Here is a 13,917-nt window from a genome sequence, read left to right as displayed (position 1 = left end):
CGGCAAGCGCCGTCTCCTGATCCCCAACGATTTCCGCACGACCGAGAACGGCGCCGCAGGCGGCGTCTTCATCTTCCCCTCCATCGAGGCGGACTGCCTGGAAGCGGGCGGGGACCGGCTGTTCGCCGTCTATGCCGAGATGATCGAGGCCCTGCCGTTCGGGTCGGAGGAGCGGTCCGCGCTGGAGTGGCAGGTGATGGGCGAGCAGGTGCGTCTGTCCTACGACGCGGGCGGTCGGATCACCTTGCCGGAAGCCCTGTGCGCCGAAGCCGGGTTGGGCGACACCGTCGTCATCGTCGGCCTGAACGACCGGTTCCAGATCTGGTCGCGCGAGAAATGGGCGGCCCGGCGCGCCGAGCAGCGTGCGCTGGCCAAGGCCGGCATGGCCCAGATCGGCGCCCTGAAACTGGCGGCTCAGATGAAGCTGGCGGGGGGCGGATCGTGACCGACGCTTCTCCCCACGCCCCCGTCCTGCTGCCCGAGGTGATCGAGGCCCTGGCGCCCGCGCCCGGCGATGTCGTGATCGACGCCACCTTCGGCGCCGGCGGCTATAGCCGCGCCATCCTGAAGGCCGGCGCCGAGGTCGTCGCCCTGGATCGCGACCCGACGGTCCAGCCGCACGCCGATGCGCTCGCCAACGACTACCCCGGCAAGTTCCAGCTGGTGCGGACCCCTTTCTCGGGCCTGGCGGACGCCTTCGCCGAGACGGGCAAGGCGAGGCTGGACGGCGCCGTGTTCGACATCGGCGTCTCGTCGATGCAGCTGGACCAGGCCGAGCGCGGCTTCTCCTTCATGCGCGACGGGCCGCTGGACATGCGGATGTCGGATGAGGGGGCGACCGCCGCCGACATCGTCAACGGCTGGGACCACGGCCCCCTGGCCCACATCTTCAAACTGTATGGCGAAGAGCGTCAGTCGGGCCGCGTGGCGACCGCAATCCTGCGTCGCCGCGTCGAACAGCCCTTCGCCCGCACCCTGGATCTGGCCGAGGTGGTCGAAAAGGCCCTGGGCGGTCGTCGCGGCGCGCCGATCCACCCGGCGACGCGGGTGTTCCAAGCCCTGCGCATCGCGGTCAACGACGAACTGGGCGAGCTGGAGCGCGGGCTGGAGGCGGCAGAGGCGACCCTGGCGCCCGGCGGCCGTCTGGCCGTCGTGACCTTCCACTCGTTGGAAGACCGCATCGTCAAGACCTTCCTGACCGAACGCACCGGCAATGCGCCCGCCGGCTCGCGCCACGCCCCGATGGCGGTCGATCCGCGCCGGCCCAGCTTCACCCTGCAGTTCAAGGGCGCGCGCGAGGCGGGCGACGAAGAGCGTTCGACCAATCCCCGCGCCCGCTCGGCCAAGCTGCGCGCCGCCGTCCGCACCGACGCCCCGGCCTGGGGCCGGATCGACGGCCCGATCAGAGCAGGGGCTGCGGCATGACCACGGCGCCCTTCTTCACCTATTCCCGCTCGGTCCTTCAGCGTCTGTTCGACTGGAAGGTGCGCGGCGTGCGCTGGGTCGAGATCATCGGCGTGGCCCTGGTCGCGATCATGATCGTGTCCGTCTATGCGGCCAAGGCGGCCGCCGCGCGCGAAAGCAGCCGCATCGCCCAGCTGGAACAGGACATCCGCGAGAACGGCCAGCGGGTGCGCCTGCTGCGCGCCGAAGTCGCCCGGCTGGAGCAGCCCGCGCGTCTGGAGGCCCTGTCGCGCCAGATCGGCATGGCGCCGGTCGACGTCCATCGCCAGGCGGGGGAGGATCAACTGACCGCCCTGAAACCGGCCGCCGACGCCAAACCGGCCGCCGCGCCCGCTGCGCCGCCCGCCGCTTCCGCCATTTCCGACGACGCCGCGCCCGCGCCCGCTCATGAGACGCCGCAATGAGCGTCCAGGATCATCGCTATCATCGCCCCGCGCCGGGCGCCGACTTCCAGGAACGGCTGCAGGGGCGGCTGTCGCCGTTCTGGCGCTGGCTGTCGGAACTGGTCTGGCGGCTGGAGCACGGGTTCGAACGCGCCCGCGCCGACGCCCGGCCGGAAGAGGACACGCGCGTCCGCATCTTCCTGATCCTGATCGTCTTTTCCTGCGTCTTCGCCGGGCTGGCGCTGGGCGCCTCCTACAAGGCCCTGCTGGCTCCGGCGGGCGGGCGCGGCGCCGGCCTCAACCCCGACGCCCTGGTGCGCGGCGACCTGACGGACCGCAACGGCGAACTGCTGGCCACCAACATCGTCCACTACGGCCTCTACATAGATCCGGCCGAGGTGTGGGATCGCGACCTGGCCTATCGCCAGATTCGCCGCGCCCTGCCGCGTATCTCCGGCGACCGTCTGAAGCGGGTGCTGGCCGGCGACCGCCGCCTGATCGCCCTGACCGGCCTGACGCCGCAGGAGAAGGCCGCCGTCCATGACCTGGCGCTGGGCGGGGTGACGTTCGAACCGGAGGACCGCCGCGCCTATCCGCTGGGAACCTCGGCCGTGCACTTGATCGGCGACGCCGACACGGGCGGGCAGGGGGTGTCGGGCGCCGAACTGGCCTTCAACGACGAAATCCGCGCGGCGGGCCAGCGAGGCGAGGCCTTTCCCCTGTCCATCGACCTGCGCGTCCAAGGCGTGCTGGAGAACGAACTGGCCGCCGCCGCGATCAAGAACCAGGCCAAGGGCGCCGTAGGCATCGTCACCGACGTCCAGACCGGCGAGGTGCTGGGCATGGCGTCATGGCCGACCTTCAACTCGGCCGATCGCGGCGCCGCGCCCGACGGCGCGACCCTGAACCGCGCCGTCTCGGGCCACTACGAAATGGGGTCGGTGTTCAAGACCTTCACCGTCGCCGCCGGCCTGGACACCGGCCGGGCCGACATGAACACCCTGTTCGACGCCTCCCAGGCCTTCCAGATCGGCGACCGCAAGATCAAGGACTTCCACGCTCAGAACCGGGTCATGACCCTGGAGGAGGTCTATCTGCACTCCTCCAACATCGGCACGTCGCAACTTGCGGTGCAGATGGGGCCGGACGTGATGCGCAGCTATTTCCAGCGGCTGGGCCTGCTGGACGCCGCGCGGATCGAGCTGAAGGAATCGGCCAAGCCCGTCGCGCCGCGCCGCTGGGACAACTCGACCTTGGCTTCGCTGTCGTTCGGCTACGGCATCATGATCACCCCGGCCCAGATGATCCAGGCCATGGGCGCCCTGACCAACGGCGGGCGGATGATCCCCTTGAGCCTGCGCAAGGGCGGCGCGCGCGGCGTCCAGCCCCAGCAGGTCGTCACCGAGGAAACCTCCCGCACCATACTGGACCTGCTGCGCCGCAACGTGGTCAAGGGCTCGGGCGGTTTCGCCGATGCGCCGGGCCTGCGCGTGGGCGGCAAGACCGGATCGGCCAACAAGCTGGTCGGCGGCCGCTACGACCCCAGCCACGCCCTGGGTTCCTTCGCGGCGGTCTTCCCCGTCGACGGCCCGCTGAACGGCAAGCGTTACGCCATACTGATCGTCATGGACGAGCCGGGGACCTATCCCAAGACCGGCGCCTATGTCGCCGCGCCCGCCGTCAGGAACGTCGCCGACCGCATCGCCGGCTTCCTGGGCGTCGAGCGCCGCGAGGACCGTTGGCGCACGGCCCTGGGCGAAAAGGTCCCGGAATATCAGGATGTCGCGGGGGACGGGCTGTGAGCGCGCTGCGCCTGTCCGATCTGCTGCGCCGCGACGTGGCCGCCGATCCGGTCATCACCGGCGTCACCGCCGACAGCCGCAAGGTCGCGCCCGGCGCCCTGTTCGTGGCCCTGCCCGGCACGGCCGCCGACGGCCGCGCCTTCATCCCCCAGGCCCTGGCCCAGGGCGCGGCCGCCGTGCTGGCCCCGTCCGACACGCCCGATGAGGCGGCGCCGGTCCTGGTCACGTCGGGCGACGTGCGCCGGGCCTACGCCATCGCCGCGCGGGGCTTTTACGGCGCCCAGCCCAAGACCTGCGTCGCCGTCACCGGCACCAACGGCAAGACCTCGGTCGCCGCCTTCTGCCGCCAGATCTGGGCCGGGGTGGGTCACAAGTCGGCCAGCATGGGCACCCTGGGCGTCGTCGGCCAGAAGGGCGGCAAGACCTACGCCCTGACCGGCCCCGGCCTGACCAGCCCCGACGCCGCCGAGGCCGCGCGCCTGATGGCGGAACTGGCCAGAAAGGACGTGACCCATGTCGCGCTTGAGGCCTCGTCGCACGGCATCGACCAGCGCCGGCTGGACGGGGTGGCGCTGAAGGCCGCCGCCTTCACCAACCTGACCCAGGATCACCTCGATTATCACGGCACGATGCAGGACTATCGCGCCGCCAAGATGCGCCTGTTCGAGACCCTGCTGCCGCGGGGCCGCACCGCTGTGCTGAACGCCGATTCGGACGCCTATTCGGCCTTCGCCGCCGCCTCGATCATGGCCGGGCTGGGCGTCATGGGCGTGGGCGAGCGGGGCCGCGACCTGGCGCTGATCGGCCGTCGCGCGACGCCGGAAGGCCAGCGCCTGACCCTGGACGTGCGCGGCCAAGTCCGAGACATCCTGCTGCCTCTGGCCGGCGCCTTCCAGGCCTCGAACGCCCTGGTGGCGGCGGGCCTGTGCATCGCGGCGGGCGATGCGGCCGACGCCGTGATCGGCGCGCTGGAAGGCCTGACCGGCGCCCAGGGGCGGTTGCAACGCATCGGCGCGGAGAGCGGGCGTGGCGAGGTCTATGTCGACTACGCCCATACGCCCGACGGGCTGGAGACGGTGCTGAACGCCCTGCGCCCGCATGCGACCGGGCGGCTGATCGTGGTCTTCGGCGCCGGCGGCGACCGGGATCGCGGCAAACGCCCCCTGATGGGCGCCGTCGCCGGACGGTTGGCCGATGTCGCCATCGTCACCGACGACAATCCCCGCTCGGAAGACCCCGCCGCCATCCGCGCCGAGGTCCGCGCCGGCTGCCCGGAGGCGATGGAGATCGGCGACCGCCGCGCGGCCATCGAGACGGCGGTGGAAATGATGCGCGACGGAGATGTGGTGGTCATCGCCGGAAAAGGGCATGAACAGGGTCAGATCGTCGCGGGCGTGACCCACCCCTTCGACGACGTCGCCGTCGCGTCCGAGGCCCTGTCGCTGAATGCCTGAATCCTCCGCCCGCCCGCTCTGGACGGCCGCCGAAGTCGCCGCCGCCACGAACGGCGTGCTGCACGGCGACGACCGCCCGATCGCCGGCGTCACCTACGACAGCCGCGAGATCGCGCCCGGCGACCTGTTTCTGGCGCTGAAGGGCGCGCGCGACGGGCATGCGTTCGCGGCCGCCGCCTTCGCCGCCGGGGCCGCCGCCGCCCTGGTCGAACACCCGATCGAGGGCGGTCCCTGCGTCGTCGTGCCCGACACCCTGCACGGCCTCGAAGCCCTGGGCGTCGCCGCCCGCGAGCGCGCACCCCATGTGAAGCGCGGCGCCGTCACCGGCAGCGTCGGCAAGACCAGCGTCACCCAGGCCGTCAAGGCCGGGCTCGACCTGGCCGGTCCCGCGCACGGCTCGATCAAGAGCTACAACAACCACATCGGCGTGCCCCTGACCCTGGCGCGGATGCCGGTCGAGACCCAGCGCGCCGTGTTCGAGATCGGCATGAATGCGCCGGGCGAGATCGCGCCCCTGTCGCGCTTCGTCGCCCCCCACGCGGCCTGCGTCACCACGGTCGGCCCCGTGCATATCGAGGCCTTCGCCGACGGCGAGGCCGGCGTGGCGCGCGAGAAGGCGGCCATTTTCCAGGGACTGGCTCCCGGCGGAACCGCCGTGGCCAATGGCGATGTCGCCTTCGCCGGCGTGCTGGCCGAGGCCGCCCGGGCGGCGAACGCGCGCCTCGTCGTCTTTGGAACCCTGGCCGGTCATGACGCGCGATTGGTCGACTTCCGTCCCGATGCCGAAGGGGCGACCGTCACCGCCGAACTGTTCGGCAAGCCGCTGCAATACCGTCTGGCTCAATCGGGCGCCCACTGGGGCCTGAACAGCCTGTGCGTCCTGGCCATGCTGGATGCGCTGGATGTGCCGCTTGAAATGGGTCTTCAGGCCCTGGTCGAGTTCCAGCCCCTCGCCGGGCGGGGGCAGACGCGCCAGGTCGCCCTGGCCGACGGCGCCTTCACCCTGATCGACGAAAGCTACAACGCCAATCCGCTGTCGATGGCGGCGGGGTTCAAGAGCCTGAGCGCCCGTCCCGCGACCGGCCGTCGCGTCGTGGTCCTGACCGACATGCTGGAACTGGGCGACCAGAGCCGCAGCCTGCACGAAGGTCTGGCCGGTCCCATCGACGCCGCGGGCCTCGATCTGGTTCACGCCGCCGGGCCGCAGATGCGCTGGCTCTACGACGCCCTGCCGGCGTCGCGTCGCGGCCTGTGGCGCCAGACCGCCGCCGAACTGGCCGCAGAGGCCGATCTGTTGGTCGCGCCCGGCGATGTCGTCATGGTCAAGGGCTCCAACGGCTCCAAGGCCTCGCTGGTCGCCCAGGCGCTGGCGGATTTGCAAGGCCGCGACACGGCGCCCGCGACGCGATAGGGGACACCCATGTTCTATCTTCTGTACCTCTATTACGCCGACATCGCGCACCAGTATCCGCTGCTGAACCTGGTCCAGTATCAGACGGTGCGGATGGCCCTGGCCCTGGCCACCGCCATGATCGTCGCCGTGGCCATGGGCAGCCGCTTCATCAACTGGATCAGAGCCAAACAGGGCCGGGGCCAGCCGATCCGCGACGACGGCCCGGTGTCCCACCTGTCCAAGGTCGGCACCCCGACCATGGGCGGTCTGATGATCCTGGCCGGCATCGGCGTGGCCGTCCTGCTATGGGGAGACCTGACCAATCCCTATATCTGGATCGTCTCCGGCGTGACGGCGGCCTTCGGCGTGCTGGGCTTCATCGACGACTACGCCAAGGTGACGAAACAGACCTCGGCCGGTCTGACGTCCAAGCAGAAGCTGCTGGCCCAGACGGTCGTCGCCGTGATCGCGGGCGTCCTGACCGTGCTGTGGATGACGGTGTCGCCGACCTCGCCGGGGCTGGAGACCTCGATCGCCTTTCCCTTTTTCAAGGCCGTGCTGCTGAACATCGGCTGGTTCTATGTGGCCTTCGCCGCCTTCACCATCGTCGGCTTCTCCAATGCGGTGAACCTGACCGACGGGCTGGACGGCCTGGCCACGGTGCCGGTGATGATGGCGGCGGGCGCCTTCGGGGTGATTTCCTATCTCGCCGGCAACTTCGTCTTCGCCCAGTATCTGCAAATCCACCACGTCCCCGGCGCGGGCGAACTGGCCATCTTCTGCGCCGCCATGATCGGCGGGGGCGCAGGCTTCCTGTGGTACAACGCTCCCCCGGCCAAGATCTTCATGGGCGACACCGGTTCCTTGGCTCTGGGCGGGGCTCTGGGCGCCATCGCCGTCATGACCAAGCACGAACTGGTGCTGGGCATCGTCGGCGGCCTGTTCGTGATGGAGGCCGCCTCCGTGATGATCCAGGTCGGCTATTACAAGCTGACCAAGAAGCGCATCTTCCTGATGGCGCCGATCCACCACCATTTCGAAAAGATGGGCTGGCCGGAATCGACCGTGGTCATCCGCTTCTGGATCATCGCCGGCGCGCTGGCCCTGATCGGCTTGTCGACGTTGAAGCTGCGGTGAGCACGCTCTCTCATTCGTCATCCTCGCCCTTGTGGCGAGGATCCCGGCTCCCGGTGTCGGGCATCGGGGCAGGGCGTCTGACGACTGAGTTTCTGGATCCTCGGCACAGGGCCGAGGATGACGGAGTCATGGCATGATCCCCGTTCCCGGTTTCGAGGGCAGGCGGGTCGCGGTCTTTGGCCTGGGACGGTCGGGGATCACGGCCGCGCGCGCGCTCCAGGCCGGCGGCGCCATCCCGATCCTGTGGGACGACGGGGCCTCGGGTCGGATGCAGGCCGAGGCGGAAGGGTTTCAGGTCCAGGACCTGACCGCCGCCGACTGGTCCGGTTTCGCCGCCCTGGTGCTGTCGCCTGGCGCGCCCCTGACCCACCCCAAACCGCACTGGACCGTCGACCGCGCGAGAGGGGCCGGCGTGCCCGTGATCGGCGACATCGAACTGTTCGCCCGCGCCCTGGCCGCCCTGCCGGAAGGGCGGCGTCCGAAGGTGGTCGCCGTCACCGGCACCAACGGCAAGTCCACCACCACCGCCTTGATCGGCTGGGTGTTGAGGTCCGCCGGCTGGACGGTCCACGTCGGCGGCAATATCGGCATCGGCGTCCTGGCCCTGCCCGAGCCGACGCCGGAGGCCGTCTATGTGATCGAGGTCTCGAGCTACCAACTGGACCTGACCACGACCTTCGCCCCCGACGTGGCGATCTTGACCAACGTCAGCCCCGACCATCTGGACCGTCATGGCGGCATGGAAGGTTATGTGGCGGCCAAGGCGCGCATCTTCGCGGCCCAGGGGGCCGATGCGGTGGCGCTGATCGGTGTGGACGAGGACTGGGGCAGGCGGATCGCAACCCAACTGTCCCAACGTGTGATCGTCATTTCTTCCTCCGCTCATCCCCGCGAAAGCGGGAACCCAGTGCTTTCGTCAGCACATGATGGGTGGGATCAGCGTCCTGACTGGGTCCCCGCTTTCGCGGGGATGAGCGGTGTGGAGGCTGTGCCCGGAGCGATCTGGTCGCAAGGCGCGGTCCTTGCCGACCTCACGCCCGCCCGCTCTCTGCCCGGCCGTCACAACGCCCAGAACGCCGCTTTCGCCTATGCCGCCGCCCGGGCGCTGGGCGTCTCCCACGCCGCCGCCGTCAAGGGGCTGCTGACCTTCCCCGGTCTGGCCCATAGGATGGAGACGGTCGGCCAGGTCGGCTCGGTCCGTTTCGTCAACGATTCCAAGGCCACCAACGCCGACGCGGCGCGACAGGCCCTGGCGTCCTACCCTTCCGTCTTCTGGATCGCGGGCGGCGTGCCCAAGGCCGGCGGCATAGACGCTCTGGCCGATCTGTTCCCGCGCGTGGCCAAGGCCTATCTGATCGGCCAGGCGGCCGAGGCTTTCGCCGAGACCTTGGGCGAGACGCCCCACGTCGTCTCCCGGACCCTGGACGCCGCCGTCGCCGCCGCGGCGGCCGACGCCGCCGCCGCTGGCGGGGAGCAGATCGTCCTGTTGTCGCCCGCCTGCGCCAGTTTCGATCAGTTTCCAGACTTCGAGGCGCGGGGCGAGGCGTTTCGCGCGGCCGTGCTGAACCTGCCCGCCGCCCCGGAGATCGTGGCATGAGCGCCCACTACACCCCCGCCTTCTCCCGCAACGACCAGAGCCTGATCGCGCGCTGGTTCTGGACCGTGGATCGCGGCTTGCTGGGCGCGGCCCTGGCGCTGATGGCGCTGGGGGTGTCGCTCAGCTTCGCCTCCAGCCCGGCGGCCATCCTGGCCGATGAATCGATCACCGATCCCTTCCACTATTCCTGGCGGATGATGGTCTTCGCCGGCGTCGGCCTGATGGTCATGCTGACGACCTCCCTGATGTCGCCGCGGGGGGTGCGGCGCATCGCCGTCCTGGCCCTGTTCGGCGCCATCGTCGTCATGGCGGCCCTGCCGTTCATCGGCGATACGGTCAAGGGCGCCGCGCGCTGGGTGAATCTGGGGCCGTTCAGCCTTCAGCCGTCCGAGTTCGCCAAGCCCGGCCTGATCGTCTTCGCCGCCTGGATGTTCGCCGAGGCGCAGAAGGGCCAGGGCGTGCCCGGCGTCACCATTGCATTCGGCTTCTACGCCCTGACGGTCTGTCTGCTGCTGATCCAGCCGGACATCGGCCAGACGCTGCTGATCACCACCACCTTCATGGCCGTCTTCTTCATGGCCGGGGTGCCGTTCAAATGGATGGCGGTCCTGGCCAGCCTGGGCATGGCGGGTCTGGTGTCGCTGTATTTCGTCTTCGGCCATATGCGCGACCGCCTCAGCCGCTTCTTCTCGCCCGAGACCACCGACACCCACCAGATCGACAGCGCGTCGGAGGCGATTCGCGCGGGCGGCCTCTTGGGACGCGGCGTCGGCGAGGGGGTGATGAAGCGCCGGGTGCCCGACCTGCACACCGACTTCATCTATTCGGTCGGCGCCGAAGAGTTCGGCCTGGTGCTCAGCCTGGCGATGATCGGCCTTTACGCCTTCATCGTCATCCGGGGCATGCGTCGGGCCATGAAGCTGACCGACCCGTTCGAACAGACGGCGTCGGCGGGCCTGTTCATGCTGATCGGCCTTCAGGCCTGCATCAATGTGGCGGTGAACCTGAACCTGATTCCGACCAAGGGGATGACGCTGCCCTTCATCAGCTACGGCGGCTCCTCCATGCTGGCCATGGGCCTGACCATGGGCTTCGCCCTGGCCCTGACCCGCCGCCGCCCCGGCGCCTACGAGCCCGGCGCCAGTCTGGCGATGGGCCGACGCCTGATCTGAACCGCGCTTCCCAGCTTTGGGATTCGTCCCCGTAAAGATGATGCGACGGAATGGCTTGTGGCTGAAATGTGGTTGACGAATGGCGGTCGGACGTGCCGATTACGCGTCTGAATTGCGCCGTGGGGTTGCAAGCTTAAGCGTTCGGCGGATGCCGTAGGGGGACTTATAGTGGCTTTCAGTTTCAAACTCGGCCTTCTGGCCGCGACGGCCGGCGTGGCCATGCTGGCGGGAACGGCGGCGAGCGCCCAGACGGCGACCGCGCCCACGCCGCCTGCGGGCGGATTCTACATGGCCAACGGGACGCGCACGACCAACTATCAGACGGCGCTGGCGTCGTGGCGGACCGACGCGCAATTCTCGGTCGATTATTCCAAAGCCTTTCTGGGGCTGGAGCACGCCTACGCCATGGGGCTGACCGGGCGGGGACAGACGGTCGGGGTCAATGACGCGGGTGTCTACATGGCCCACCCGCTGTTCGGATCGCCGGGCAAGGTCACGGGCCTGCACACCCAGGTGGTCGCCGGTTACGGCAATGACGGCATGATCAATCCGCGTCGCCAGTGGGAAGGCCACGGCACCCACGTCTCCGGCACCATCGCGGGCGATCGGGTGGCGGGCCAGCCGATGTTCGGCAACGCCTTTAACGCCAAGCTGTACGCCGCCACCGCCAACTTCTCGGCCGGCGACTTCCTCTGGTACAAGGACGCCATCATCGACGGCAAGATCGTCGCCACCCAGAACCAGAACATCGTCGACCTGGCCAACACGGGCGAGGTGCGGATCATCAACAACAGCTGGGGCAGCTCGACCACCCTGCCGTTCAACGCCTCGCTGCCGACGGTGCTGGCGTCCTTCAACCGCAACTACGGCGATTACTACAAGCCGGTGCTGGACAACGACGTGCTGGTCGTCTTCTCGGCCGGCAACGGCTATGGCGTGCACGCCAGCATCGACGCGGCGGCGCCGCTGTCGGACCCGCGCCTGCGCTCCAACTGGCTGTCGGTCGCCAACTATTCGAGCTTCACCGCCGCCGATCCCTCGACCAGCTTCTGCGGCCAGACGGCGACCTGGTGCGTCGCCGGGCCGGGTTCGGCCGTCGTCTCGTCCGTGCCGGCCTATGAAATGGACTGGCGGGGCATCCTCGCGCTGTATCCCCGGGCCAACTATGCGGGTTTGTATTCGGCCACTACGGTTTCCGCCCTGCAGAACGCCTCGATCAACCAATTCCTGGGCGTCCTGAACAACTATCTGGCCGCCCGTCAGGCCGGCGGGGCGAACTTCGACGAGGAGGCGGCGCGGCGCGAGGTCGGCCGGCAGGCGGCGGCCATCACCCTGATCTCGGGCGCGCGGCTGGGCGACCCGGACGGCTTCACCTCGATCCTTGGCCAACTGCTGACCTCGACCAACAACATGGCGATCCTGACGCCGGCCTTCTCCCGGGCCGTGCTGGAGTACGCCGACGCCGAACTGCAGCGCGTGCTGGGTCAGTACATCGACTACACCGGCGCGGGTTATGCGGCCTACACCGGCACCTCGATGGCGGCGCCGAACATCTCGGGCTTCGGCGCCCTGCTGATGGAGAACTTCCCGGAATATTCGACGGCCCTGATCTCGGATATTCTGGTGTCCAGCTCCAGGGACCTGGATACGCCGGGCGTCGACTTGCGCTCGGGCTGGGGCGCGCCGCAGATGGACGTGGCCCTGCGCGGCCCGACGGCGCTTCGCGACACCCGCGACGTCACCGTCGCCGTGGGCACGGTCGATATCTGGAGCAACAACATCGGCGATGCGCGCGACCGCTATTCGCCCGAGGTTCTGGTCAACTTCGGCGCCGACATCGGCGGCCTGGTCAAGAAGGGCGGCGGGCAGCTGATCCTGACGGGCGCCAACGACTACAGCGGTCCGACGCGGGTCGAGGGCGGCCTCCTGACCGTCAACGGCAGCCTGCTGCGCTCCAGCGCCACGGTCGGCGGCGTCGGCATGATCGGCGGCACGGGCCGCTTGCTGAACCTGACGGCGGAAAGCGGCGGGGTCGTCTCGCCCGGCGACGGCGCCAATCCGTTCGGAACCCTGACGGTGGCGGGCGATGTGAACTTCAAGCCCGGCTCCTTCCTGTGGATACGGTCCAGCGTGAACGGCGGGGCCTATTCGCGCCTGAATGTAGGCGGGGCGACCCGCATCGACGGCGGGCAGGTCATTCTGAAGGCCGACAACGGCGAGTGGAATCTGCGCACACGCATGAACATCATCAACTCGACGGGCGCCGTGACCGGGACCTTCACGGGGGCTCAGAGCGATCTGGCCTTCCTGGCGCCGGTGCTGACCTATTCGACGAACGGGGTGGTGCTGACGGTGCGGCGCAACGACGTGACCGTGGCTTCGCTGGGCGGCAATCCGAACCAGACCTCGGTCGGCGGCGCCCTGGACGCCATGATCAACAACACCGCCGGCGCCAATCGCGACCTGTCGCTGGAGAACGCCCTGTTGGATGCCAGCGTTCCGGCTGTTCAAGGGGCGCTCGGCGGGCTGACCGGCGAGGTGCACGCCTCGCTCGGCGGCCTGGCCGTGTCGGACACGCGCACGATCCGCGAGGCCATGTCGGATCGTGGTGGCGGCGAAGGCGGCCAGACCTATGTCGGCAACGGCGTCTCGGTCTGGGGCAGCGGCGTCTATGGCGACGGTCGGGGTTCGTCGCACGACGGCGTCGCCAGCTTCCGCAGCGAATCCTCGGGTTATATGGTCGGGGCCGACAAGGCGCTGTCGGACGATCTGCACATCGGCGTCGCCTTGGGTGAAACCCGCTCCGAACTGCGTTCGCCGCGTCTGCGCTCGACGGGGCGGGTCAACAGCGAACAGATCGGCGTTTATGGCGGCGCCGGCGTCGGCGACTTCCAGATCCGCCTGGGTGGATCGTGGGCCAACGCCGATGTCCGCACCGATCGCACGGCCCAGCTGAACGCCTTCTCCAACGCCCTGGTCGGCGACTATGACGGCGACGTCTGGCAGGCCTATGGCGAGGTGTCCTGGAGCCGCGCGGTCGGCGCCACGGTGTTCGAACCCTATGGCGCCTACAGCCATGTCGAATACGACGCCGATGTCGCCGAGACGGGCGGAGACGCCGCCCTGTCCGGCAAGGTGAAGCAGAAGGCCGATCTGCTGACGGCCGGCTTCCGCACCCGCACCGTGCTTGCGGGCGGCCAGGGCCGGCCGCGCCTGTCGGCCGTGACCCACCTGGCCTACACCCACGATCTGAACGGCGACGGTCCGGTGTTCGACGCCGCCTTCGCCGATGGCCCGCGCTTCCTGATCCAAGGGGCCAACCCCGGCGACGACGTGGTCTCAGGCGGCTTGTCCTTCAACATCCAGGCGAGCGAACGGACGGCGTTCGAGATGGGCTATACCGGCCTGTACAAGGACGAGTACTACGACAATCGCATTTTCGGACGATTCAGCGTCAAGTTCTGATCCGAAGCCAGTCGCGCCTCCGGTCATGGGCCGGGGGCGCGATTGCGTTC

General features: G+C 69.3%; 11 protein-coding genes. 10 read left to right on the top strand and 1 reads right to left on the bottom strand.

Annotated features, from left to right (window positions below; genetic code table 11):
• Positions 1–129: 129 nt before the first annotated feature.
• Positions 130–198, bottom strand: coding sequence for a hypothetical protein (locus DI624_RS16075; RefSeq protein WP_367142071.1), 69 nt, complete (start codon positions 196–198; stop codon positions 130–132).
• On the opposite strand from DI624_RS16075, the gene DI624_RS16070 reads away from it, so the two are divergent.
• From DI624_RS16070 to DI624_RS02430, 10 genes are all read left to right on the top strand, one after another.
• A complete protein-coding gene (locus tag DI624_RS16070; protein ID WP_366098665.1) occupies positions 197–445 on the top strand; it encodes a division/cell wall cluster transcriptional repressor MraZ in 249 nt (82 codons plus the stop codon). The genes DI624_RS16075 and DI624_RS16070 overlap by 2 nt on opposite strands.
• Positions 442–1,425 (top strand): 16S rRNA (cytosine(1402)-N(4))-methyltransferase RsmH, encoded by a 984-nt coding sequence (gene rsmH / locus DI624_RS02470; RefSeq protein WP_291535811.1) that lies wholly within the window; start codon positions 442–444, stop codon positions 1,423–1,425. Before DI624_RS16070 ends, rsmH begins: the two co-directional genes overlap by 4 nt.
• Complete coding sequence (locus tag DI624_RS02465) at positions 1,422–1,868, top strand: cell division protein (RefSeq protein ID WP_291535810.1); 447 nt, start codon at positions 1,422–1,424, stop codon at positions 1,866–1,868. Before rsmH ends, DI624_RS02465 begins: the two co-directional genes overlap by 4 nt.
• The gene (locus DI624_RS02460; RefSeq protein ID WP_291535809.1) at positions 1,865–3,649 is read left to right on the top strand and encodes a penicillin-binding protein 2; all 1,785 of its coding nucleotides are present in this window, start codon (positions 1,865–1,867) and stop codon (positions 3,647–3,649) included. The genes DI624_RS02465 and DI624_RS02460 overlap by 4 nt, the downstream gene beginning before the upstream one ends.
• On the top strand, positions 3,646–5,103 hold the full coding sequence (locus DI624_RS02455; RefSeq protein ID WP_291535808.1) for a UDP-N-acetylmuramoyl-L-alanyl-D-glutamate--2,6-diaminopimelate ligase: 1,458 nt from the start codon (positions 3,646–3,648) through the stop codon (positions 5,101–5,103). Before DI624_RS02460 ends, DI624_RS02455 begins: the two co-directional genes overlap by 4 nt.
• Positions 5,096–6,514: a UDP-N-acetylmuramoyl-tripeptide--D-alanyl-D-alanine ligase gene (murF, locus tag DI624_RS02450; RefSeq protein WP_291535807.1), complete on the top strand. Its 1,419-nt coding sequence runs from the start codon at positions 5,096–5,098 to the stop codon at positions 6,512–6,514. The genes DI624_RS02455 and murF overlap by 8 nt, the downstream gene beginning before the upstream one ends.
• A 9-nt stretch (positions 6,515–6,523) precedes the next feature.
• Positions 6,524–7,633, top strand: coding sequence for a phospho-N-acetylmuramoyl-pentapeptide-transferase (gene mraY / locus DI624_RS02445; RefSeq protein WP_291535806.1), 1,110 nt, complete (start codon positions 6,524–6,526; stop codon positions 7,631–7,633).
• Positions 7,634–7,766: 133 nt separating this feature from the next.
• The gene (murD, locus tag DI624_RS02440) at positions 7,767–9,230 is read left to right on the top strand and encodes a UDP-N-acetylmuramoyl-L-alanine--D-glutamate ligase (protein WP_291535805.1); all 1,464 of its coding nucleotides are present in this window, start codon (positions 7,767–7,769) and stop codon (positions 9,228–9,230) included.
• Complete coding sequence (locus DI624_RS02435; protein WP_291535804.1) at positions 9,227–10,402, top strand: FtsW/RodA/SpoVE family cell cycle protein; 1,176 nt, start codon at positions 9,227–9,229, stop codon at positions 10,400–10,402. Before murD ends, DI624_RS02435 begins: the two co-directional genes overlap by 4 nt.
• Before the next feature lie 168 nt (positions 10,403–10,570).
• On the top strand, positions 10,571–13,867 hold the full coding sequence (locus DI624_RS02430; RefSeq protein WP_291535803.1) for an autotransporter domain-containing protein: 3,297 nt from the start codon (positions 10,571–10,573) through the stop codon (positions 13,865–13,867).
• Positions 13,868–13,917 lie beyond the last annotated feature (50 nt).

Origin of the sequence: Brevundimonas sp., assembly GCF_003248455.1 — a bacterium.
Taxonomy (GTDB): Bacteria; Pseudomonadota; Alphaproteobacteria; order Caulobacterales; family Caulobacteraceae; genus Brevundimonas.
This window is presented reverse-complemented; position numbering and strand designations above follow the sequence as displayed.

Excerpts from the sequence above, each read along its gene's own strand:
- DI624_RS16070 (WP_366098665.1), top strand. The coding sequence starts at position 197 with ATGGGCGAGCAGGTGCGTCTGTCCTACGACGCGGGCGGTCGGATCACC.
- murF (WP_291535807.1), top strand. The coding sequence starts at position 5,096 with ATGCCTGAATCCTCCGCCCGCCCGCTCTGGACGGCCGCCGAAGTCGCC.
- mraY (WP_291535806.1), top strand. The coding sequence starts at position 6,524 with ATGTTCTATCTTCTGTACCTCTATTACGCCGACATCGCGCACCAGTAT.
- murD (WP_291535805.1), top strand. The coding sequence starts at position 7,767 with ATGATCCCCGTTCCCGGTTTCGAGGGCAGGCGGGTCGCGGTCTTTGGC.
- DI624_RS02435 (WP_291535804.1), top strand. The coding sequence starts at position 9,227 with ATGAGCGCCCACTACACCCCCGCCTTCTCCCGCAACGACCAGAGCCTG.
- DI624_RS02465 (WP_291535810.1), top strand. The coding sequence starts at position 1,422 with ATGACCACGGCGCCCTTCTTCACCTATTCCCGCTCGGTCCTTCAGCGT.
- DI624_RS02460 (WP_291535809.1), top strand. The coding sequence starts at position 1,865 with ATGAGCGTCCAGGATCATCGCTATCATCGCCCCGCGCCGGGCGCCGAC.